The sequence below is a fragment of the Acidovorax sp. NCPPB 3576 genome (genome assembly GCF_028473605.1).
Classification (GTDB): domain Bacteria; phylum Pseudomonadota; class Gammaproteobacteria; order Burkholderiales; family Burkholderiaceae_C; genus Paracidovorax.
This window is the reverse complement of record NZ_CP097267.1, coordinates 2987808-3009599: the sequence shown is the minus strand read 5'-3', so window position 1 is coordinate 3009599 and position 21792 is coordinate 2987808. Positions and strand designations below refer to the sequence as shown.

Genomic DNA, 21792 nt, shown 5'->3' with positions numbered 1-21792 from the left:
GTTAGCCACGGAGACCATCCTGGGTAGGGCGCAAGGAATCCGCCGGGGCGCCGTCGCGCGGCAGGCGCAGTGGCAGCGTCAGCGAGAACACCGACCCGGCACCCAGCGCGCTCTCCAGCGTCACCGTGCCGCCGAGCAACTCGGCCAGTTGCCGGCTCACGGCCAGCCCCAGGCCGGTGCCGCGCAGGCGCTTTTGCAGCGAAGAGCCGATCTGCGTGTAGTCGTCGAACACGCTGGAGTGGAATTCGGGGGCGATGCCGATGCCCGTGTCCGCCACCGAAAAGCGCACCCGGTCGCCGTCCACGGTTTCCACCGACACGCGCACCTCGCCCCGGGGCGTGAACTTGAGCGCGTTGGAGATGAAGTTGCGCAGGATCTGCGACAACTTGCGGTCATCCGTGTACAGCGGCGCGAGGCCCTTGGGCTCGTCGAAAAACAGATTCACGTCCGGGTTGGTCAGCACGGGCCTGAACATGCCGCGCAGGGCCTGGAACAGGTCCAGCATTTCAAACCATGCCGGCGAGATTTCCACGCGGCCGGCCTCGATCTTGGCCAAATCGAGCAGGTCGTCCACCATATCGGCGAACTCGCTCGCCGTGCTCTGGATGAACCCCACCTGGCGGGCCTGCTCGGTATTGAGCGGCCCGTCCACATGGTCGGCCAGCAGGCGCGCGATGCTGCGGATGGAGTTGATGGGTGTGCGGAACTCGTGGCTCATGTAGGCCAGGAAACGGCTTTTCATCTCCGTGGCTTTTTGCAGCTGCTCGGCCTGGGTGTCCAGGTCGGAGTACAGCGCGACCACGCCGCGGTTGGTTTCTTCCAGCTCGGCGCTCAGTTCCTGGACTTGCCGTTGGCTTTCGGCCAGGGCGGCGCGCAGGTCTTCGATGGATTCTTGGGGGGCCACGGGGTCTGCCGGAGCAGGGGCCTGGGGAATGCGGTCCATGTGTCTTTCGTCCTTCGCGTCACTCGGTGCACTGCACCACCACCACCGTCGCGTCGTCGCGCGAGCGATGGTGGTCTCGCATCAGCACCGCCGCGACCAGGGTGGGATCGCTGCCCAGCAGGCGCTGGATGCTGTCGGAGTGCCAGCGTGTTTCGATGCCGTCGCTGTGCACGACCAGCAGGGCATAGGGAGGAAGCGCGGTGGTGGTCTCTTGCGGACGGCGCATGGCCATGCCCACGGTGCCGTGCTGCGTGACGATGGAGCGGTCCGACAGGCCCGAGACCACGCGGGCCACCACATTGCCCACGCCCGTGCTGCGCACGGTGGCGGCCTCGGCATCCAGCCGCAGACTGCACACGGCCGCGCCGCGCGTGGACTGCAGCTCGGCATGCATGTCCTCGATCTGCTCGCGAAGGTCGGCGAACGGCGCTTGCAGAAACAGGGCCGCTGCCGCGCCCGAGGCTTTGGCGGCTTCGCTGCCATGGCCCAGGCCGTCGCCCACGAACAGTGCGGCCCGCGCGCCGTCCAGGGCTGCGGCCCAGGCATCGCCACACACGTTCTCGCCCGCCAGCGGCAGCCGGATGGCGCCCACGCGCAGCCGCTGTGGCGGGGCTGCCGGTGCATCGCCCGGCTCTCTGTGCCGGCGCACGCGGGCCACGCACACCGTGCCCTGCGGCACGCTGGAGTGGATGTCGAAGTCGTCCGCCAGCCGCCGGACCGCGCCCAGCCCTGTGCCCTGCGTGCCGCCGGTGGAGTAGCCGTCGCGCATGGACCGCGGCAGGTCCTCTATGCCCGGCCCGTGGTCGATGGCGATCAGCTCCACCAGCCCGAGCGCCGGCACGGCGGCGACCAGCAACCGCCCGTTGCGGGCATGCAGATGCAGGTTGGTGGCCAGCTCGGTCACCACGATGGACAGGCGCCCGGTGTCGGTGTCGCTCCAGTCCATCTCGGCACTCGCGTGCGCGGCGAAGCGCCGTGCTTCGCCCACGCAACTGGTGTCGCCCATCGGAAAGGCCGTGTGCGTCCACCCCATCAGCAACTGAGGGGCATTGCCCGTCGGGGCGGCTACTTCCATTTGGTGATGCTCACGCGGGTGCCCTCACCTGGTGCGGTGTGGATTTCGAATTCATTGACCAGGCGCCGGCTGCCCGGCAGCCCCAGGCCCATGCCGCCGCCCGATGTCCAGCCGTCGGTCATGGCGAGCTTCAGGTCGGAGATGCCCGGCCCGTCGTCTTCGAAATGCAGCTGCAGGCCGTGGCGGCCCTGCCGCTCCAGCGTTTCCCAGCGCATGCGGCCGCCACCGCCGTGCACCAGCGTGTTGCGCGACAGTTCGCTGGCCGCCGTGATGAGCTTCGTCTGGTCCACCAGAGAGAATTTGAGCTGCGTGCACAGGACGCGGACCGTCTGCCGGCAGGCGACGATGTGCTGCTCCGATGCGATCGGCAGCATGCCGGCAGGATCAGCGGACAAGGCTCGGCTCCTGGCGGATGCGGCTGAGCAGCTGCATTCCGCGTTCCACGTTGAGCGCGGTGCGCACGCCTTCCAGCGACAGGCCCAGCTCCACCAGCGTGATGGCCACCGCCGGCTGCATGCCCACGACCACCGTGTGGGCCGAAAGAATGCGCGCGATACCGGAGATGCTGCTCAGCATGCGGCCGACGAACGAGTCCACGATTTCCAGGCCCGAGATATCGATCATGACGCCGGTGGCGCCAGTGTTGGCGATGCGGTCGGCCAGGTCGTCCTGCAACTGCATGGCGGTGCGGTCCTGCATGTCCACCTGAATGGTGACCAGCAGGGTCTCGCCCATGCGGAGAATCGGAATGCGGTCCATGGGTGGGGCTCCGGGTCAGGCGGTGCGCGTGATGCGCCAGCCGGTTTTTTGCAGCGCCAGCGACAGTGCGTCCGCCAGGTTGGCACGGGTGTAGATGCCTTGCAGGTCGATGCCCAGGTGCACGATGGTTTGCGCGATCTGCGGGCGGATGCCGCTGATGATGCAATCCGCGCCCATGAGCCGGATCGCGGCCACGGTCTTGAGCAAATGCTGCGCGACCAGGGTGTCCACCGTGGGTACGCCGGTGATGTCGATGATGGCGAGTTCCGACTCGGTCTCCAGGATGCGCTGCAGCAGCGTTTCCATGACCACTTGCGTGCGGTTGCTGTCCAGCACGCCGATCATGGGAACGGCCAGCACGCCGTCCCACAGTTTGACGACGGGGGTGGACAGCTCCAGCAGCTCTTCCTGCTGGCGTCGGATGATGTCCTCGCGTGCCTGCTGGAACGTGTTGGCCGTGCGCTGGGCGAGTTGGTCGATCAGCGACGTTGCGGACCACAGGGCCGGCCCCAGGTCGGCGGCGGTGGGCACCATTTGCTGCAGCAGCGTGAACAGGGGCTTTTTCATGGCCTGCACGAACACACTGGTGTCGCCTGCCGTCTGTCCGCGCGATGCCCGTGACCGCGAAAGCGCTTCGAGCGCCTCGTTCAGGCCCCGCCAGGCCGGGCCATTGGGGCCTTGCGCGTCGCCGCCGGATTGCAGTGCGCTGCGCAGCAGCTGCAGCAGTTCGCGGGCCTGCGCCGCTGTGGCGCGTTGGTGCGTGGGGTCCAGGACTCCTGCCTCAGCCAGCCACTCTTCCAGGATGGCGGCTTCGTGGGTTTCCAGAAGGGAAAGAAGGGCCGGGTGTTGCGGCTTCATGGCAGGGGCGCTTTCTAGATAAAAACAAATTCTAATGGCGAGGGCTTGCTCATCCGTACGGGCGGGCGTGGCTGGACACCGGTCTGGTACTTGAGGCGCAGTCGCTGGCATCGTCCTGCACAAGGCTGGGGCACCAGTCCGGCACGGTGCACCATGGGCGGGTGCGATGGGGCGGAAAGCCGCTGTGCGCTGCGTCATTGCCGCTGCCGCCGGTCTGCGTTGCGCCAAGACCGGCTTGAATCGAAATGGCCGCCACCGCTTTATCCACGCCTCATATAGCTATAAAAATGGTAGCAAATGCCGCGGTGCGAGGGCAGGGCGGAGGCAGGGGCGTCGCAGGTCGCACCCGATGCGAAGCAACCGCCCCGCGCGGGCCCCGATCTTGCAAGCGCTTCGGCCACCCGGGTTGGCGCGAGCGATCGCGCGCTTTCCGGGGTTCCCGCCCGGTGGGAATGTGCGGGCCCGAAGCAGGGCTTGTGCGTACTTACCCTGTATAGACAGGCCTGTCGCACCGCCATCATTCCGGGCGTCGGAGCAATGCGGCGCGTGCCTGTCAGGCGCGCGACTCGATCTTTTTCTTGTGAGGAGCAGATGATGGGCCGATCGGTTTTGAAAATGGTGTCGCTGGCGGTGGCGGGTGCTTGCGTGGCGGGGCTGTCCCTGCAGGCGCAGGCGCAGAACGTGAAGATTGCGCTGGGCATGTCGGGCTGGACGGGCTTTGCGCCGCTCACGCTGGCCGACAAGGCAGGCCTTTTCAAGAAGAATGGCCTGGATGTCGAGCTCAAGATGATTCCGCAGAAAGACCGCCACCTGGCCCTGGCCTCCGAGGCGATCCAGTGCGCGGCCACCACGGTGGAAACGCACGTGGCCTGGAACGCCAACGGCGTGCCCATCGTGCAGGTCTTCCAGATGGACAAATCCTACGGCGCCGACGGCCTGGCCGTGCGCAACGACGTGAAGGGCTTCGCCGACCTCAAAGGCAAGACCATCGGCGTGAGCGCACCGGGCACCGCGCCGTACTTCGGCCTGGCCTGGATGCTGAACAAGAACGGCATGACGCTCAAGGACGTGAAGACCGTCTCGCTCGAACCCCAGGCCGCAGCGCAGGCCTTCGTGGCCGGCCAGAACGATGCCGCCATGACCTATGAGCCCTACCTCTCCACCGTGCGCGCCAACCCGCAGGCCGGCAAGATCCTGGCCACCACCATCGACTACCCCATGGTGATGGACACCGTGGGCTGCGCCCCCACCTGGCTCAAGGCCAACGCCAAGGCCGCGCAGGCCCTGGCCAACTCGTATTTCGAGGCGCTGGAGATGATCAAGGCCGATCCGGCCAAGGCCAACGAGATCATGGGCTCGGCCGTCAAGCAAAGCGGCGAGCAGTTCGCCAAGTCCTCGGCCTACCTGCGCTGGCAGGACAAGGCGGCCAACCAGAAGTTCTTCGCCGGCGAACTGATGCAGTTCATGAAGGAGTCGGTGCCGATCCTGCTGGAGGCCGGCGTGATCCGCAAGGCGCCTGAAAAACTCGAAGCCACCTTCGACGCCAGCTTCATCCAGTGATGGCCCGGGAGCCTGCCACCATGCCCGCGACGACTGCCGCCCGCCACCCTGCCGCAGGGCCCTCCGCCAGCGCCCCGGCCGCGCTGCGGGCGGGGACCGCACCCGAAACCGCCCCCGTTCGCCGCCGTGCCATGGCGCCGCTCGAGCCCGTCAGCCCGCGCGCCCGCTGGGTGCTGGGCCTGGCGTTCTTCGTGGCGTTCATCGCCGTGTGGTCGTTCTTCACGCTGGGCGGATTCGTGTCGCCCATGTTCCTGGCCAGCCCGGCCACCATGCTCAAGGAAGGCGGCCTGCTGTTCACCGAGTACGGCTTTCACAAGGACATCGGCATGACCGTGTGGCGCGTGCTCGGCGGCTTCGTGCTGGCGGCCATCGTCGCGGTGCCGCTGGGCATCGCCATGGGCGCCTGGAAGCCGGTGGAGGCGTTCTTCGAGCCCTTCGTCTCGTTCTGCCGCTACCTGCCGGCCTCGGCCTTCATCCCGCTGCTCATCCTGTGGGCGGGCATCGGCGAGGCGCAGAAGCTGCTTGTCATCTTCATCGGCTCGGTGTTCCAGATCACGCTGATGGTGGCGGTCACCGTGGGCGGCGCGCGCCGCGACCTGGTCGAGGCGGCCTACACGCTGGGCGCGGGCAACACGGGCATCGTGCGCCGCGTGCTCATTCCCGGCGCGGCACCCGGCATTGCCGAAACCCTGCGCCTGGTGCTGGGCTGGGCCTGGACCTACGTGATCGTGGCCGAGCTGATCGGCTCGTCGTCGGGCATCGGCCACATGATTACCGACAGCCAGGCGCTGCTGAACACGGGGCAGATCATCTTCGGCATCATCGTGATCGGCGTCATCGGGCTGGTGTCCGACTTCGCCTTCAAGGCGGCCAACCGCCGCCTCTTCGCCTGGAGCACGCTATGACCGCACCGATGCTTTCCGTTCGCGGCGTGTCGCGCACCTTCGCCGGCGCGCGCGGCCAGGCCACCCAGGCGCTGCTGCCGGTGGATTTCGAGGTGCGCGAGAACGACTTCGTCACCATCCTCGGACCGTCCGGCTGCGGCAAATCGACGCTGCTGCGCATCGTGGCGGGGCTGGACTTTCCCACCGCGGGCGAGGTGCTGCTGGACGGCCAGCGCATCGACGGCCCCGGCGCCGACCGCGGCATGGTGTTCCAGAGCTACACGCTGTTTCCGTGGCTCACCATCGAGCAGAACATCCGCTTCGGCCTGCGCGAGCGCGGCATGCCCGAGCCGCAGCAAAAGGAGCGGGCGGCGTACTTCATCGCCAAGGTGGGCCTGCGCGGCTTCGAGCAGCACTACCCCAAGCAGCTGTCGGGCGGCATGCAGCAGCGCACGGCCATTGCCCGGGCCCTCGCCAACGACCCCAAGATCCTGCTGATGGACGAGCCGTTCGGCGCGCTCGACAACCAGACCCGCGTGCTCATGCAGGAGTTGCTGCTGGGCATCTGGGAGGCCGAGCGCAAGACGGTGATGTTCGTCACCCACGACATCGACGAGGCGATCTTCATGGCCAACCGCGTGGCGGTGTTCAGCGCCCGCCCGGGCCGCATCAAGACCGAGCTGGCGGTGGACCTGCCGCACCCGCGGCACTACACGCTCAAGACCACGCCCGAGTTCATGGACCTGAAGGCGCGGCTGACCGAGGAGATCCGCGCCGAGTCCATGGCGGCGGACCTGCATTGAGCCGCTCGAAGAAGCCCGCCGACATGAACGCTGCCGCCCTCCGTGCCGAAGCCGAGTCTGCCGCCGCAGCGCCGGTGGAGCCCGCGCTGGCGCTGTACCAGCAGGTCAAGGAGTTCATCGCCCGCAAGATCCAGGACGGCTCCTGGCGCGCGGGCGACCGGCTACCGTCCGAGAGTGAACTGGTGCTGCAGTTCGGCATGTCGCGCATGACCGTCAACCGCGCGCTGCGCGAGCTGTCCGAGCAGGGCCGCATCGTGCGCGTGGCCGGCGTGGGCAGCTTCGTGGCGGAGGACAAGCCGCAGTCCACCCTGCTGCAGATCGCCAACCTGGCCAGCGAGATCCGCCAGCGCGGGCACGACTACCGCTGCGACGTGCTCACGGTGGAGCGCGTGTCGGCCTCGATGGAGGTGGCCGCGGCGCTGGACCTGCGCACGGGCGAGTCGGTGTTCCATGCCGTGTGCGTGCACCGCGAGGACGGCGTGGCCGTGCAGCTGGAAGACCGCTACGTGAACCCGCGCGTGGTGCCCACCTTCGCGCAGCAGGACTTCACGCAGCTGCAGCCCTCGGAATTCCTGGTGCGCAACGTGCCGTTCGACCAGGTGGAGCATGTGGTCGATGCCGTGCTGCCCACGCTGGAGCAGGCGCAGCTGCTGGGCATGGAGCCCGCCCAGCCGTGCCTGCTGCTCACCCGCCGCACCTGGAGCCGCGGCGTGCCGGTGACCCTGGTGCGCTGCCTGCACCCCGCCTCGCGCTACCGGCTGGGCAGCCGCTTTCGGGCCGACGGCAATCCCGTGTTCGGATAGCGTGCCACCGCTTTTCCTCTTTTTTCGCTCGAACCTACTTGTATATACAGGATGAACTTGATGACCGATTCCTCCCCTGAAACCCTGGTGCTGCACCCCGGCCGCGTCACGCTGGCCGAACTGCGCACCTTGAGCGCCGGCGGCGTGCGCCTGTCACTGGACCCGGCCGCGCAGGCCGGCATGCAGGCCTCGCTGGCCACGGTGCAGCGCATCGTCGAAGAAGACCAGGTGGTCTATGGCATCAACACCGGCTTCGGCAAGCTCGCCAGCACGAAGATCGCCCACGGCCGGCTGGCCGAGCTGCAGCGCAACCTGGTGCTGTCGCACAGCGTGGGCACGGGCGATCCGCTGCCCGATGCGGTGGTGCGCATGGTGCTGGCCACCAAGGCGGTGAGTCTGGCGCGCGGCCACTCCGGCGTGCGGCCGGCCATCGTCGATTCGCTGCTGGCCCTGGCCAATGCCGACGTGCTGCCCGTGATCCCGGCCAAGGGCTCGGTCGGCGCCTCGGGCGACCTGGCACCGCTGGCCCACCTGGCCTGCGTGCTGATCGGCGAGGGCCAGGCCAAGGTACAGGGCCGCACGGTGCCGGGCCGAGAGGCCATGGCGGCCATCGGCTGCGAGCCGTTCGTGCTCGGCCCCAAGGAAGGGCTGGCGCTGCTGAACGGCACGCAGGTGTCCACGGCCCTCGCGCTGGCCGGGCTGTTCGGTGCCGAGAGCGTGTTCGCGGCCGGGCTGGTGTCGGGCGCGCTGTCGCTCGAAGCCATCAAGGGCTCGGTCAAGCCGTTCGATGCGCGCATCCACGAAGCGCGCGGCCAGCCGGGGCAGATCGCCGTGGCGGCCGCCGTGCGCGCGCTGCTGGAGGGCAGCGAGATCGACCCGTCGCACCCGGACTGCGGGCGCGTGCAGGACCCGTATTCGATCCGCTGCGTGCCGCAGGTGATGGGCGCGTGCCTCGATAACCTGCAGCATGCCGCGCGCGTGCTGCAGATCGAGGCCAATGCCGCCTCGGACAACCCGCTGGTGTTCGCCGAGACGGGCGACGTGATCTCGGGCGGCAACTTCCACGCCGAGCCCGTGGCCTTCGCCGCCGACATCATCGCGCTGGCGGTGGCCGAGATCGGCGCCATCTCCGAGCGGCGCCTGGCACTGCTGCTGGACACCGGCCTGTCGGGCATGCCGGCCTTCCTCATCCGCGACAGCGGCGTGAACTCGGGCTTCATGATCGCGCAGGTCACGGCCGCGGCGCTTGCGTCCGAGAACAAATGCCTGGCCCACCCGGGCAGCGTGGACAGCCTGCCCACCTCGGCCAACCAGGAAGACCATGTGTCCATGGCCACCTACGCCGCACGGCGCCTGACCGACATGGTGCGCAACACGGCGGTGGTCGTCGGCATCGAGGCCATGGCCGCCACCCAGGGCATCGATTTCGACCGCGTGCCCGCGCCGGGCGCGGCCGCCACCCCGTGGCTGAAAAGCTCGCCGCTCATCGAGGCGCAGATCGCCGCCATCCGCGCGCGCGTCGCCTTCCTGGAGCAGGACCGCTTTCTCGCCACCGACATCGAGGCCATGCGCGGCTGGGCCCAGGAATCCGCCTGGCCTGGCGCCGTGACCGCCCACCTGCCCAGCTTTGTTTCCCAGATTTCGTGAAGGAGCCTTTGCCATGAATGCCAACGACGCCATCCTCTCCAAGTCCTCCGCTGCGACCACTGCGCAGGGAGGCGCTGCCCCGCTCGCCGACCCGCGCCACGACCCCACGCGCGTGATCCGCGCCCCGCGCGGCAGCCAGCTGAACTGCAAGAACTGGCTGGCCGAGGCCGCCTACCGCATGATCCAGAACAACCTGGATGCCGAGGTGGCCGAGCGCCCGCAGGATCTGGTGGTCTATGGCGGCATCGGCCGCGCCGCGCGCGACTGGGCCTGCTACGACCAGATCCTGTCGTCGCTCAAGGCGCTGGAGGCCGACGAAACCCTGCTGATCCAGTCCGGCAAGCCGGTGGGCGTGTTCAAGACGCACGAGAACGCGCCGCGCGTGCTGCTGGCCAACTCCAACCTGGTGCCCAAGTGGGGCACCTGGGAACACTTCAACGAGCTGGACCGCAAGGGCCTGTTCATGTACGGCCAGATGACGGCCGGCAGCTGGATCTACATCGGCAGCCAGGGCATCGTGCAGGGCACGTTCGAGACCTTCGTCGAGGCCGGCCGCCAGCACTACGGCAATGACCTCTCCGGCAAGTGGATCCTCACGGCGGGACTGGGGGGCATGGGCGGCGCGCAGCCCCTGGCCGCCACGCTGGCGGGGGCGGTGTCGCTCAACATCGAATGCCAGCAAAGCAGCATCGACTTTCGCCTGCGCACGCGCTACGTGGACAAGCAGGCGCGCGACATCGACCATGCGCTGGAGTTGATCCGGCAGCACTGCGACGCGAAGGAGGCCGTCTCCATCGCACTGCTGGGCAACGCGGCCGAGGTGCTGCCCGAACTGGTGCGCCGCGCGAAGGCGGGCGGATTGAAGCCCGACCTGGTGACCGACCAGACCTCCGCCCACGACCTGATCCACGGCTACCTGCCCGCCGGCTGGACGGTGCCGCAATGGCAGGCCGCGATGAAGGACCCCGCACAGCATGCCGTCCTGACGAAGGCCGCCGCCCAGTCGTGCGCGGTGCACGTGCAGGCCATGCTGGACTTCCAGGCCATGGGCATTCCCACGGTGGACTACGGCAACAACATCCGCCAGGTGGCGTTCGACGAAGGCGTGAAGAATGCCTTCGACTTCCCCGGCTTCGTGCCCGCCTACATCCGCCCGCTGTTCTGCGAGGGCAAGGGCCCGTTCCGCTGGGTGGCGCTGTCGGGCGACCCGGAGGACATCTACAAGACCGACGCCAAGATCAAGGAGCTGTTCCCCGACAACCACCACACGCACCGCTGGCTGGACATGGCGCGCGAGCGCATCGCCTTCCAGGGCCTGCCCGCGCGCATCTGCTGGCTGGGCCTGGGCGAGCGCCACAAGGCGGCCCTGGCCTTCAACGACATGGTCAGGAGCGGCGAGCTGAAGGCGCCCATCGTCATCGGCCGAGATCACCTGGACACCGGATCGGTCGCCAGTCCCAACCGCGAGACCGAGGCCATGAAGGACGGCACCGACGCGGTGAGCGACTGGCCGCTGCTGAACGCGCTGCTCAACACGGCGGGCGGCGCCACGTGGGTGAGCCTGCACCATGGCGGCGGCGTGGGCATGGGCTACTCGCAGCATGCCGGCGTGGTCATCGTGGCCGACGGCACCGAAGAGGCGGCCGCGCGCCTGGGCCGGGTGCTGTGGAACGACCCGGCCTCGGGCGTGATGCGGCATGCCGATGCCGGCTACGACATCGCCGTGGCCACCGCGCGCAGGCAAGGCTTGAATCTTCCCATGGTGCGCTGAGGCATCCGCAGGGCCGCCGGAAAACGGAATATCGCAATTCCGCGAGAAAAAAGGGGAACCCCATTCCCAATGGCCGGGAATGGGGGCGTGTGATCCCGGGCCGCTTCCTTCGATACTGAACGCATGACCCAAAGTGCATTGCCCGGCGCCGTTGCCACGTCCGACCGAGTGCTTCAAGTGCTCGCCGTGCTGGCCCAGCAGGGCAGGGCGATGGCGGCCACCGAACTCATGGAACACACCGGCATGGCGCGCAGCACGCTGTACCGCCAGCTCGCGCGCTTGAAGCGCTGGGGCTTCGTGCTGGAAAGCGATGGCGGCTATGCGCCGGGCCCGTTGAGCCTGCAACTGGCCCTCGGCTTCGACCTGGCTTCGCACCTGGTGCGCCAGGCGCGCCCCGGCATGGTGGAGCTGTCGCAGCAGTCGCAGGAAAGCGTCGGCCTGATCGTCGCGGTGAACGACCAAGCCATCTGCCTGGACATGGTGGAGAGCCACCATTCGCTGCGCTGCTCGTTCGAGAAGGGGCGCAGCGTGCCGCTGCGCGCAGGCGCCTCGGCCAAGTGCGTGCTGGCCCATCTGTCGCCCGCCGCGCGCGATGCGGTGCTCGATAGCCAATGGGGCACGGGCACGCCCGAGCGCGAGGTCGCCCAGCAGGCGCTGGAGGCGATCCGCAAGGCCGGCTTCGCCACCAGCGAGAGCGAGGTGGACCCCGGCGTCTGGGGCTGCAGCGTGCCGCTGTTCGGCGCGTCCCGCCAGGCCGCGGGCGCCATCACGCTGATGGCGCCGGTGATGCGGGCCCAGGGCCAGGAGGCCGCGCTGATCCGCATGGTGGTCGTGGCGGCCGCGCGCATCTCGCGCCAACTCGTTCTGCACTGAACCCGGCCCCGTCGCTTCTTGCTTCTTTTCCCCCCAGTTCCTGTTCCTTCCATCCACCCCCACCGGAAACTCCCCATGAACGTCCGACGCAATCTTCTCCTGGCCAGCCTGGCCGCCGTGTTCGCCCTGGGCGCTGGCGCCGCCCGCGCGCAAGACAACGTGCTGCGCGTGGCCACCGATGCCACCTTCCCGCCGATGGAGTTCGTCGAGAACGGCAAGCGCACCGGCTTCGACGTGGAGCTGGTGGAGGCCGTCGCCAGGAGCATGGGCAAGCAGGTCGAGTGGGTGGACATCGACTTCAAGGGCCTGATCCCCGGCCTGATCTCGCGGCGCTTCGACATGGCCGTGTCGGGCATCTACATCACCGACGAGCGCAAGAAGGTCGTCGATTTCACCGAGCCCTACTACGCCGGCGGCCTGGTCGCCATGGTCAAGGAAGGCAACACCACCATCCGCAAGCCGGCCGACCTGGACGGCAAGAAGATCTCGGTCCAGGTGGGCACCAAGTCGGTCGCCTTCCTCACGCAGAACTACCCCAAGGCGCAGCGCGTGGAGGTCGAGAAGAACCAGGAAATGTTCAACCTGGTGGACATCGGCCGCGCCGATGCTGCCGTTACCGGCAAGCCCGCGGCCTACCAGTACGTGCGCACCCGGCCCGGCCTGCGCGTGATCGAGGAGCAGCTCACCACCGAGGAATACGGCATGGCGCTGCGCAAGGACACGCCCGAGCTCACCCGTGCGGTGAACGCCGCGCTGGCCAAGCTCAAGGCCGACGGCACTTACGCCGCCATCGTGAAGAAGTGGTTCAGCGGCAGCGCCGCCACCACCGCGGCCACGCCGGCCGCCAAGTGAGCCGGCGGAACCCTGCCGCCGACCGAATCGACAAGCACTGAAACCGAGCGATGGAACTCGACTTTTCCCCCGTGTGGGCCGGCTGGCCCCAACTGCTGGAGGGCGCGCTGGTGACCGTGGAGATCACGGCCGCCTCGCTGCTCCTGGGCTGCGTGATGGGGTTGCTGGTGGGCATTGGCCGCCTCGACCCCCGCCGCCGCATCGTGTACAGCCTTTGCACCGCCTATGTGGCCGTCATTCGCGGCACGCCGCTGCTGGTGCAGCTGTTCATCCTGTTCTTCGGGTTGCCGCAGTTCGGCATCCTGCTGCCGGCGTTCCTGTGCGGCGTGATCGGGCTGGGCATCTACTCGGGCGCGTACGTGTCCGAGATCGTGCGCGGCGCGATCCAGTCCATCGACCGGGGCCAGATGGAGGCCGCGCGCTCCATCGGCATGTCCTCGGGCGTGGCGATGCGCTGGGTGGTACTGCCCCAGGCTGTGGTGCGCATGATTCCGCCGCTGGGCAACGAGTTCATCGCGCTCATCAAGAACTCGGCGCTGGTGTCGCTGCTCACCATCCACGACCTGATGCACGAGGGGCAGAAGATCATCAGCGTGTCGTACCGCTCGCTGGAGGTGTACCTGGCGATTGCGGTCGTGTATTTCCTGCTCACCGGCATCACCACGCTGGTGCTGCGCCACATCGAGCTGCGCCTGCGCGCCGGGGGGATGGTGCAATGACGCGGCAGATACCCATTGAAAAATCCGGGTCCGAAGCCGGACCCATCGTGCGCATCCGCGGCCTGCGCAAGGCCTTCGGCGAGCACGTGGTGCTGAACGGCATCGACTTCGACGTGCAGCCGTCGCAGGTGGTGGTGGTGATCGGGCCCAGCGGCTCGGGCAAGAGCACTTTCCTGCGCTGCTGCAACGGGCTGGAGCAGCCCCAGGGCGGGCGCATCGACATCTGCGGGCGCACCCTGGTGGACGAAGGCCGCATGCTGCCCGAGCGCGAGCTCAACGCCCTGCGCGAAGAGGTGGGCATGGTGTTCCAGTCGTTCAACCTGTTCCCGCACCTGTCGGTGCTCGACAACGTCACCCTGGGCCCGCGCAAGCTGCGCGGTGCCTCGCGTGCCGAGGCCGAGAGCCAGGCGCGCGCCTTGCTGGACAAGGTGGGCCTGGGCCACAAGGCCGCGGCCATGCCGGCCAGCCTGTCGGGCGGGCAGAAGCAGCGCGTGGCGATCGCGCGCGCCCTGGCCATGCGGCCGCGCGTGATGCTGTTCGACGAACCCACGTCGGCCCTGGACCCGGAGCTGGTGGGCGAGGTGCTGCAGGTCATGAAGCTGCTGGCGCGCGAGGGCATGACCATGATGGTCGTCACGCACGAGATGGACTTCGCGCGCGAGGTCGGCGACACCGTGGTGGTGATGGACGGCGGCGGCATCATCGAATCGGGCCCGCCCGCCACGATCTTCACCGAGCCCACGCAGGAGCGCACCCGCGCGTTCCTGCAGGCCGTGCTGTCGCGCGGTTGAGCGCCCCCACCACCGAGCCGCCGAGAGTGAGGCCTTCGCCATGACGCTTTCCACCCCCCTGGTGCCACCGCCCGACCTGCAGCAACGGCTGCGCGAGCGCGTGACCGACGCCCTCGTGGCCGATTTCGCGCGCGACGGCGCAGTGTGCATCCGCCAGTTGCTCACACCGGCCGAGGTGGCGCTGCTGCGCAGCGGCATCGACGCCAACCTGGCCGCGCCCAGCCCGCGCGCCAAGGTGGCGAGCCGCCCGGACGATCCGGGCCGGTTCTTCGAGGACTTCTGCAACTGGCAGGACATTCCCGCCTTCGGCCGCTTCATCGCCGAAACGCCCGTGGCCTGGGCCGCGCAGCGGCTCATGCAGTCGGCCGGCGTGCGGCTGTACCACGACCATGTGCTGGTCAAGGAGCCGGGCACGCGCCAGCGCACGCCCTGGCACCAGGACCAGCCCTACTACAACATCGACGGCACCCAGAACGTGAGCCTGTGGATTCCCGTGGACCCGGTGGCGCGCGAGGCCACGCTGGAGTTCGTGGCCGGATCGCACCGGGGGCCGTGGCGCATGCCGCGCACCTTCATGGACCAGCAGGCGCGGTGGTTTCCCGAAGGCTCCCTGGCCGAGCTGCCCGACATCGAGGCCGACCGCGCGGCGTTTCCCATCCTGGGCTGGGACATCGCGCCCGGCGACGTGGTGTGCTTTCACATGCTGGCCCTGCATGCCTCGGGCGGCGTGCCCGGGCCGCAGCGGCGCCGCGTGTTCTCGGTGCGCTTTCTGGGCGACGACACGCGCCATGCGCCGCGCGCCTGGAAGACCTCGCCCGATTTCCCGGGCCTGGCCGACACGCTGCCGGCCGGCGCACCCATGGCGCACCCGCTCTTTCCGCTGCTGGTGGGGGAGGCGGGATGACGGCGGCGCTGCAGCGGTTCGACCTGTCGGCCATCGCGCCCACGCCGTGGAAGAACGGCGGCGGCGACACGCGCGAGCTGGCCTGCTGGCCGCCGGGCGCCGGCATGGACGCCTTCGAGTGGCGCGTGAGCGTGGCCACCATCGCCGCGCCCGGGCCGTTCTCGGCCTTCCAGGGCGTGCAGCGCCAGATCATGCTGCTGGACGGGGCCGGCGTGCGCCTGCGCGCCGAGGACGAAGGCATCGACCACGCGCTGGACGAGCGCTGGCAGCCCGTGGCGTTCGCGGGCGACCAGGCCATCGACTGCATTCCGCTGGGCGGCGCCTCGACCGACTTCAACCTCATGCTGCGGCACGGGCGCTGGCAGGGCGCGGTGCAGGTGCTGCAGAACGCGTGCGTGCCGGGCACCACGCCCGCGGGCCTGTGCATGGTGCTGTCGGGCCGGTGGCAGTGGGGCAGCGAGGTGATGGAGGCCGGGGAGGGGCTGTGGTGGAGCACCGCCGCGCCGGCAGGCGCCCATGCGACCCTTCAGCCACTGGCCGGCGGCGCCGAAATGCCGGCCGTCGCCTGGGTGGCGCTGGTGCCAGGGTTTCAGTCCAATCGGCCTCTGGCGCAATAAATACTAGGGGATGTCGCTATAAAAATAATAGCAAATGGATGGGGCGTATTGGTGCTGTGGTGGCGTCGGTCCGGGGGACGGTCTGTGTCTGGTTTTGAGTCAAAAATGCCTCCAGCGCAATAATCACTAGGGCATGCAGCTATGCCTTTCATAGCAAAAAAGGGAATGACATGACGGTGCCGCACGACGATTTTTCCAAAGCCCCCAGCGCTGACGGCGTCTGGCAAGGTTTGCATCTGGCGCCGGGCCTGGCGGTGGCCGACGTGCCTGTGGCCGAGGGCGCGCCAGCCGCGCTGGTGGTGGAGCAGGGCGTCATCCGCTGGGTGGGCCCCGAAGCGGCCTTGCCCGCCATTGACTCCGCCTTGCCGCGCCACGCAGCGCGCGGCGCCCTGGCCACGCCCGGGCTGGTGGACTGCCATACCCACCTGGTCTATGGCGGGCAGCGTGCCAACGAGTTCGCCATGCGGCTGGCCGGCGCCACGTACGAAGAGGTGGCCCGGGCCGGCGGCGGCATCGTCGCCTCGGTGCGGGCCACGCGCGAGGCCAGCGAAGACGCATTGTTCGACCTCGCCCTGCCGCGCCTGTCGGCCCTGCTCGACGAAGGCGTGTGCGCCATCGAGATCAAGTCCGGCTACGGCCTGGCGACCGTGCACGAGCGCAAGCAGCTGCGCGCGGCGCGGCGCCTGGGCGAGGCCACGGGCACCACGGTGCGCACCACGTTCCTGGGCGCGCACGCGCTGCCGCCCGAATACGCCGGCCGCAGCCAGGACTACATCGACCACGTGTGCCAGGAGATGCTGCCGGCGCTGGCGGCGGAAGGGCTGGTCGATGCGGTGGACGTGTTCTGCGAGCGCATCGCCTTCACGCTGGCCGAGACCGAGCAGGTCTTCCAGGCGGCGCAGCGGCTGGGCCTGCCCGTCAAGCTGCATGCCGAACAACTGTCGGACATGGGCGGCGCGGCGCTCGCCGCGCGATACAAAGCGCTGTCGTGCGACCACATCGAGCACCTGTCCGCCGAGGGCATCGCCGCCATGAAATCGGCGGGCACCGTGGCCGTGCTGCTGCCCGGCGCCTACTACACGCTGCGCGACACCCACCTGCCGCCCATCGCGCAACTGCGCGAGGCCGGCGTGCCCATGGCCGTCTCCACCGACCACAACCCCGGCACCTCGCCGGCCCTGAGCCTGCTGCTCATGGCCAACATGGCGTGCACGCTGTTTCGCCTGACCGTGCCCGAGGCGCTGGCCGGCATCACCACCCACGCCGCGCGCGCGCTGGGGCTGCAGGATTCGCACGGGCTCATCGCCGCGGGGCGGCCGGCGAACTTCGTGCTGTGGCCCTTCAAAGAGGCGGCGGAGCTGGCCTATTGGTTCGGCCACAAGCCGGCGCACACCATCGTGCGGCAGGGGCGCATCGCCCGGGCGGCGGCTTGATGCGCCCTTGGCCCCAATCCTTTTTCTCATTTCCCATCTGCCCCGAGGCCATTGACTGATGCGCACCACCGTTTCATCCCCGCCTGCCGAGTCCTCTGCGCCTCGGACGCCTCCCGCTGGCGCCCTGTTCGCGCAGGACGCCTTGCTGCCCGGCGGCTGGGCGCGCGACGTGCTGCTGCAGTGGGATGCCGCGGGCCGGCTCACCGCCGTGGCGCCGGGCAGCGCCGCCGGCACCGCGCCGCGTGCGCCGGGCCCGGTCCTTCCCGGCATGCCCAACCTGCATTCCCATGCCTTCCAGCGCGCCTTCGCCGGGCTGACCGAATACCGCGCGCCCCAGCCGGACGGCGGGCAGGACAGCTTCTGGAGCTGGCGCAACCTCATGTACCGCTTTGCCGCGCGCACCACGCCCGAACATCTGGAGGCGATCGCCACCTGGCTCTATGTCGAGATGCTGGAGGCGGGCTACACCGCGGTGTGCGAGTTCCATTACGTGCACCACGACGCGGCGGGCCAGCCCTATGCCGACGATGCCGCCATGTCGCTCGCGCTGCTGCGCGCCGCCCAGGCCGCGGGCATCGGCATCACCTTGCTGCCGGTGCTCTACCAGACCAGCGGCTTCGGCGGCCGCGCGCCGCGCGAGGACCAGCGCCGCTTCATCCGCAGCACCGACAGCATGCTCGCGCTGCTGGAGCGCCTCGCGCCCGTGCTGCCTGCGCAGGGCGGCATCCTGGGCCTGGCCCCGCATTCGCTGCGCGCCGTGCCGCCCGACAGCCTGCGCATCGCGGTCGAAGGCCTCACGGCCTTGAGCCCGACAGCGCCGGTGCACATCCACATCGCCGAGCAGACGCAGGAGGTGGACGACTGCATCGCCTGGAGCGGCCAGCGCCCGGTGCAATGGCTGCTGGAGCATGCGCCGGTCGATGCGCGCTGGTGCCTGGTGCATGCCACCCACATGACGCCCGACGAATATGCGTGCGCCGCCCGCACCGGCGCCGTGGCCGGCCTGTGCCCCACCACCGAGGCCAACCTGGGCGACGGCCTGTTCGACCTGCCGCGCTGGCTGGCGGACGGCGGCCGCTGGGGCGTGGGCTCCGACAGCCATGCCTGCGTGAACGCGGCGGAAGAGCTGATGCTGCTCGAATACGGCCAGCGCCTGTCCCTGCGCCAGCGCAACGTGCTGGCCAGCCGCGCCCACCCCGAGGTCGCCACCGCCATGGCGCTGCAGGCGGTGCAGGGCGGGGCGCAGGCCAGCGGCCGGTGCACTCCAGACGCGCCGGCCGGCATCGCGGTGGGCGGGCGCGCCGATCTGGTGGCGCTCGATGCGCAGCACATCGCGCTGCAGGGCCTGCCGCCCGACAGCATGCTGGGCGCGCATGTGTTCGGCAGCCATCGCACCTCGGCGCTGCACAGCCTCTGGACTGCCGGCACGCCGCGCGTCGTCGCGGGGCGCCACGCGCTGCACGACCGCGCCGCCGCTGCCTTCGTGGCCGCCCGCACGGCCACCATCGCCCGAGCCGATCATTGACTGACCGGCCGGCCCACGGCTTTCGTCCCCCCAACGCAGACCCGATCGCATGACCGTACCCCATTCCCCTCCACCCTTCACCTTCCACCAGGGCACCGCTCCGCTGCTCGTGTCCATGCCCCACGTGGGCACGCACGTGCCCCCGGACATCGCCGCGCGCTTCACCGACGAGGCCCGCCAGGTGCCGGACACGGACTGGCACCTGGAGCGGCTCTACGGCTTTGCCCGCGGCCTCGGCGCCTCGATCCTGGTGGCCACGCATTCGCGCTATGTGATCGACCTGAACCGGCCGCCGGATGGCGCCAGCCTGTATCCCGGCCAGAGCGTCACGGGCCTGTGCCCGGTGGACACCTTCGACGACACGCCGATCTACATGGAGGCCGGTGACGCGCCGGACGACGCCGAGATCGCCGCGCGCCGCGATGCGGTCTGGGCGCCATACCACGCGCAACTGGCCGCCGAGCTGGAGCGCCTGCGCGCCGCCCATGGCGTGGCCATGCTGTGGGATGCGCATTCCATCCGCTCCGTGTTGCCGAGGTTCTTCGCGGGCAAGCTGCCGGACCTGAACCTGGGCACGGCCGAAGGGGCCAGCTGCGACCCGGCGCTGGCGCAGGCGCTGCTGCGCATCGGCCAGTCAGACCCGGCGTACACCACGGTGCTCAATGGCCGCTTCAAAGGCGGCCACATCACGCGGCACTACGGCAATCCTGCGCGCAACGTGCACGCGGTGCAGCTGGAGATGACGCAGTGCAGCTACATGCAGGAAGCCCTGCCGTTCGACTACCTGCCCGAGGTGGCGGCCGGCGTGCAGCCTGTCCTGCGCCGCATGCTGGAGGCCGTGCTGGAATTTGCCCGCACCCGGGCGCTGGCGTAAGGCCTACGCCAGGACCGGCCGGTCCGCGCCCGCGCCAGTCAGGCCGCGGCGTCGATCCGCAGTTGCACGGAATCGTCCAGATAGATCGGCGTGACCTTGAAGCCGTTCACCGTGATGCTGCCGAACGTCCCGCGCACCGGGGCGCCGCGCACCAGCGTGAGGGTCGATCCGATCGCCGGCGTGAAGCCCGAACGGAAGGCGATGCGCAGGGTGCCCGCCAGAGTGACCGGGCCGGCGGCCTGCAGCTGGCCGGCGCCATCGGCGCCCACGCGCAGTTCCAGCGTGCTGCTGCTGCCCAGGGTGAAGGCACCGCCGATGGCCAGCTGCGCCGCCGTGTTGCCGATCAGCGTGCCGCCGCTCAGGTACACGTCGCCTTGCCCCAGCGCGCTGCTGCTGTCGGCCCGTACGGCACCTGCGGCCACTTCCGTGCCGCCGGTGTAGCGGTTCGCGCCCGCCAGCACGAGCGTGCCGCTGCCGCGTTTGGTGAGCTTGCCGGCGCCGGCGATGGGGTTGCGCCAGGCGTCCAGCGCGTTGAAGCCGCCCTGCGCCGCGTCCATGGTCACCGCCACGTCGCCGTTGAAGGCGCCGTAGCCGTCGCCGGCCGCGAACAGGTTCAGGCGCCCCCAGCCTTCGGCGTCGTCCAGCACCGGGTAGCCCGATGCGATCGCGGTGGTCTTGAGTACCACGCGGCGCTGGCCCGCATCCAGGTAGGGGAAGCGGGTTTCCAGCAGCACCTCGGCGCTCTTGGGCACGACGGCCGGGCGCGTGGTGTCGCCGATGGGGGCGAAGCCGAACGTCATGCGGCGCAGGTACTCTGCCTGGTTGGCGGCGCGGTCGGCGAAACGGTCGGCGGTGGTGGCCTGCGAGTGTGCGATCTGCAGGAATTCCTCGGGCGTGCGCGCGCCCACCGCAGCCATCAGCGTGCTGCGGGCCTGGGCCACGGCAGCGGCCTTGCGCGGCGCGTTCGCGCCGGTGGCGATGCTGGCGGCAGCCACGGCCTGGCCGTGCACGCGGCCGCTGATCACATCCAGGGGCGAGTGCATGCCGGCCAGAATGCGGCTTTCGCCCAACTCCAGCCCGCGCGCCAGCATTTCCTGGAACCGCTCCGGCACCAGGTAGGCCATGGCGATGGCATCGCGCACGCCCTCGGCGGTGTGGCCGCTGGTGAAGCCGCCGTCGGTGGCTGGGGTGGTGCTCTTGGCGGGCACCAGGGCCGGGACGATCTGCACATTGGCGCTCCAGCGCCAGGGGCGGGCGTACTTGTAGAAGCGCTTGGCCGGCTCGGTCGAGCCGTTGTCGCCGATGCCGCCGATGAAGTCCACCACCGTGCCGAAGCCCGCGTTGGCGCTGCCGCCCACCCCGGCGTTGTTGCCGGTGTCGTTGTAGAGCACCGTGGTCGCATCCGCGGGAATGCCCGAAATGCTGGTCTTTTGCTGCGCCGCGGTGCGCCACGCGTTGGTCAACGGGCCCAGGCCATCGGTCACGCTGTAGGCCTTGCCGCGCCGGTCGTCTTCGTAGGCCAGGCGTTCCTGGGCGGCCGTGCGGCGCGCCGTGGCGTCCACCACGTACTGGATGTTGCGGGTGTGCACCTGCGCGTTCAGCACCGTGCCGTCGGTCGCGTCGCCGGGAATGCCGGTCCAGGCTGACGGCTTGATCGCGGGGAAGGCGCCGTTGGCATCGGCCGTCACGCCGGCATCCACCAGCAGCGTGCTGGGCTTCCAGATGTCGAGAAAGCCCGACAGCACCCGCACCCCGGCGTTGGTGGCCAGCGTGGCGTAGCGGGCATCGCCGCGCTGGTTGGTGAAGGCGAAATCCACGAACGGGGGCGTGGTCAATTCATTGGGCACCGGCGCGGAATCGGCAAACCCCAGGCCGCGCGGTGCGTCCGGTGGTGCGGCATCGGAACCCCCGCCGCCACAGGCGGAGAGCGCGAATGCGGCGGCAAGCGCCAGGATCAGTGTGCGTCGGGGCAAAGGCAGCGTCATGGGAACAGGCAGGTTGGAAAAGCGAAGGCGGGAGCCGGGGCGAACAGACCTTGCGGGCCTGCTGCGGCTGCACTCTAGGATTGCGCTGTGACAGTGCCGTGACTGCGCGCCTCAAT

Annotated in this window: 21 protein-coding genes; 15 read left to right on the top strand and 6 right to left on the bottom strand. The window is 69.5% G+C overall.

The genetic code is table 11. The features are described 5' to 3' along the window. Nucleotide 1: 1 nt before the first annotated feature. The 5 genes from M5C98_RS13835 to M5C98_RS13815 are packed head-to-tail and all read right to left on the bottom strand — an operon-like array spanning nt 2 to nt 3635. Nucleotides 2–943, bottom strand: coding sequence for a sensor histidine kinase (locus M5C98_RS13835; RefSeq protein ID WP_272548012.1), 942 nt, complete (start codon nt 941–943; stop codon nt 2–4). 19 nt (nt 944–962) lie between these two features. Beyond that, nucleotides 963–2018, bottom strand: coding sequence for an ATP-binding protein (locus tag M5C98_RS13830; protein ID WP_272548011.1), 1056 nt, complete (start codon nt 2016–2018; stop codon nt 963–965). Then, nucleotides 2009–2392, bottom strand: a complete 384-nt coding sequence (locus tag M5C98_RS13825) for an anti-sigma regulatory factor (protein WP_442867284.1) — start codon at nt 2390–2392, stop codon at nt 2009–2011. The genes M5C98_RS13830 and M5C98_RS13825 overlap by 10 nt, the downstream gene beginning before the upstream one ends. Nucleotides 2393–2402: 10 nt before the next feature. Then, the gene (locus tag M5C98_RS13820) at nt 2403–2777 is read right to left on the bottom strand and encodes an STAS domain-containing protein (protein WP_272548009.1); all 375 of its coding nucleotides are present in this window, start codon (nt 2775–2777) and stop codon (nt 2403–2405) included. A 15-nt stretch (nt 2778–2792) separates the two neighbouring features. Next, entirely contained in the window at nt 2793–3635 is an 843-nt protein-coding gene (locus M5C98_RS13815) for an STAS domain-containing protein (protein WP_272548008.1), read from the bottom strand. Nucleotides 3636–4229: 594 nt separating this feature from the next. Between M5C98_RS13815 and M5C98_RS13810 the strand changes: the two genes are divergently transcribed. The 15 genes from M5C98_RS13810 to hutG all read left to right on the top strand — a co-directional run bounded on the left by M5C98_RS13810 (nt 4230) and on the right by hutG (nt 19691). Next, nucleotides 4230–5195 (top strand): ABC transporter substrate-binding protein, encoded by a 966-nt coding sequence (locus M5C98_RS13810; protein WP_272548007.1) that lies wholly within the window; start codon nt 4230–4232, stop codon nt 5193–5195. 20 nt (nt 5196–5215) lie between these two features. Continuing rightward, nucleotides 5216–6100, top strand: coding sequence for an ABC transporter permease (locus tag M5C98_RS13805; RefSeq protein WP_272548006.1), 885 nt, complete (start codon nt 5216–5218; stop codon nt 6098–6100). Then, nucleotides 6097–6882: an ABC transporter ATP-binding protein gene (locus M5C98_RS13800; RefSeq protein ID WP_272548005.1), complete on the top strand. Its 786-nt coding sequence runs from the start codon at nt 6097–6099 to the stop codon at nt 6880–6882. The genes M5C98_RS13805 and M5C98_RS13800 overlap by 4 nt, the downstream gene beginning before the upstream one ends. A gap of 23 nt (nt 6883–6905) precedes the next feature. After that, nucleotides 6906–7685: a histidine utilization repressor gene (hutC, locus tag M5C98_RS13795; RefSeq protein WP_272548004.1), complete on the top strand. Its 780-nt coding sequence runs from the start codon at nt 6906–6908 to the stop codon at nt 7683–7685. A 60-nt stretch (nt 7686–7745) separates the two neighbouring features. Continuing rightward, nucleotides 7746–9332 carry a histidine ammonia-lyase gene (gene hutH, locus M5C98_RS13790; protein WP_272548003.1) on the top strand — a complete coding sequence of 529 codons (1587 nt, stop codon included), beginning with the start codon at nt 7746–7748 and terminating at the stop codon, nt 9330–9332. Between the two features lie 13 nt (nt 9333–9345). After that, on the top strand, nt 9346–11103 hold the full coding sequence (hutU, locus tag M5C98_RS13785) for a urocanate hydratase (protein WP_272548002.1): 1758 nt from the start codon (nt 9346–9348) through the stop codon (nt 11101–11103). A gap of 123 nt (nt 11104–11226) precedes the next feature. Beyond that, nucleotides 11227–11976 carry an IclR family transcriptional regulator gene (locus M5C98_RS13780; protein ID WP_272548001.1) on the top strand — a complete coding sequence of 250 codons (750 nt, stop codon included), beginning with the start codon at nt 11227–11229 and terminating at the stop codon, nt 11974–11976. A 75-nt stretch (nt 11977–12051) separates the two neighbouring features. After that, a complete protein-coding gene (locus M5C98_RS13775) occupies nt 12052–12828 on the top strand; it encodes a glutamine ABC transporter substrate-binding protein (protein ID WP_272548000.1) in 777 nt (258 codons plus the stop codon). A 50-nt stretch (nt 12829–12878) separates the two neighbouring features. Further along, nucleotides 12879–13547, top strand: coding sequence for an amino acid ABC transporter permease (locus M5C98_RS13770; protein ID WP_272547999.1), 669 nt, complete (start codon nt 12879–12881; stop codon nt 13545–13547). Next, complete coding sequence (locus tag M5C98_RS13765; protein ID WP_272547998.1) at nt 13544–14338, top strand: amino acid ABC transporter ATP-binding protein; 795 nt, start codon at nt 13544–13546, stop codon at nt 14336–14338. The genes M5C98_RS13770 and M5C98_RS13765 overlap by 4 nt, the downstream gene beginning before the upstream one ends. A gap of 40 nt (nt 14339–14378) precedes the next feature. Continuing rightward, complete coding sequence (locus tag M5C98_RS13760; protein WP_272547997.1) at nt 14379–15242, top strand: phytanoyl-CoA dioxygenase family protein; 864 nt, start codon at nt 14379–14381, stop codon at nt 15240–15242. Further along, nucleotides 15239–15859 (top strand): HutD/Ves family protein, encoded by a 621-nt coding sequence (locus tag M5C98_RS13755; RefSeq protein WP_272547996.1) that lies wholly within the window; start codon nt 15239–15241, stop codon nt 15857–15859. The genes M5C98_RS13760 and M5C98_RS13755 overlap by 4 nt, the downstream gene beginning before the upstream one ends. A 170-nt stretch (nt 15860–16029) precedes the next feature. Then, the gene (gene hutI, locus M5C98_RS13750) at nt 16030–17292 is read left to right on the top strand and encodes an imidazolonepropionase (RefSeq protein ID WP_272547995.1); all 1263 of its coding nucleotides are present in this window, start codon (nt 16030–16032) and stop codon (nt 17290–17292) included. A 58-nt stretch (nt 17293–17350) separates the two neighbouring features. Then, the gene (locus tag M5C98_RS13745; protein ID WP_272547994.1) at nt 17351–18817 is read left to right on the top strand and encodes a formimidoylglutamate deiminase; all 1467 of its coding nucleotides are present in this window, start codon (nt 17351–17353) and stop codon (nt 18815–18817) included. 49 nt (nt 18818–18866) lie between these two features. Further along, nucleotides 18867–19691, top strand: coding sequence for an N-formylglutamate deformylase (hutG, locus tag M5C98_RS13740; RefSeq protein WP_272547993.1), 825 nt, complete (start codon nt 18867–18869; stop codon nt 19689–19691). Nucleotides 19692–19729: 38 nt separating this feature from the next. Here hutG and M5C98_RS13735 read toward each other — a convergent pair whose 3' ends face one another. Further along, a complete protein-coding gene (locus M5C98_RS13735) occupies nt 19730–21676 on the bottom strand; it encodes a phosphatase PAP2 family protein (protein ID WP_272547992.1) in 1947 nt (648 codons plus the stop codon). Nucleotides 21677–21792: the final 116 nt, after the last annotated feature.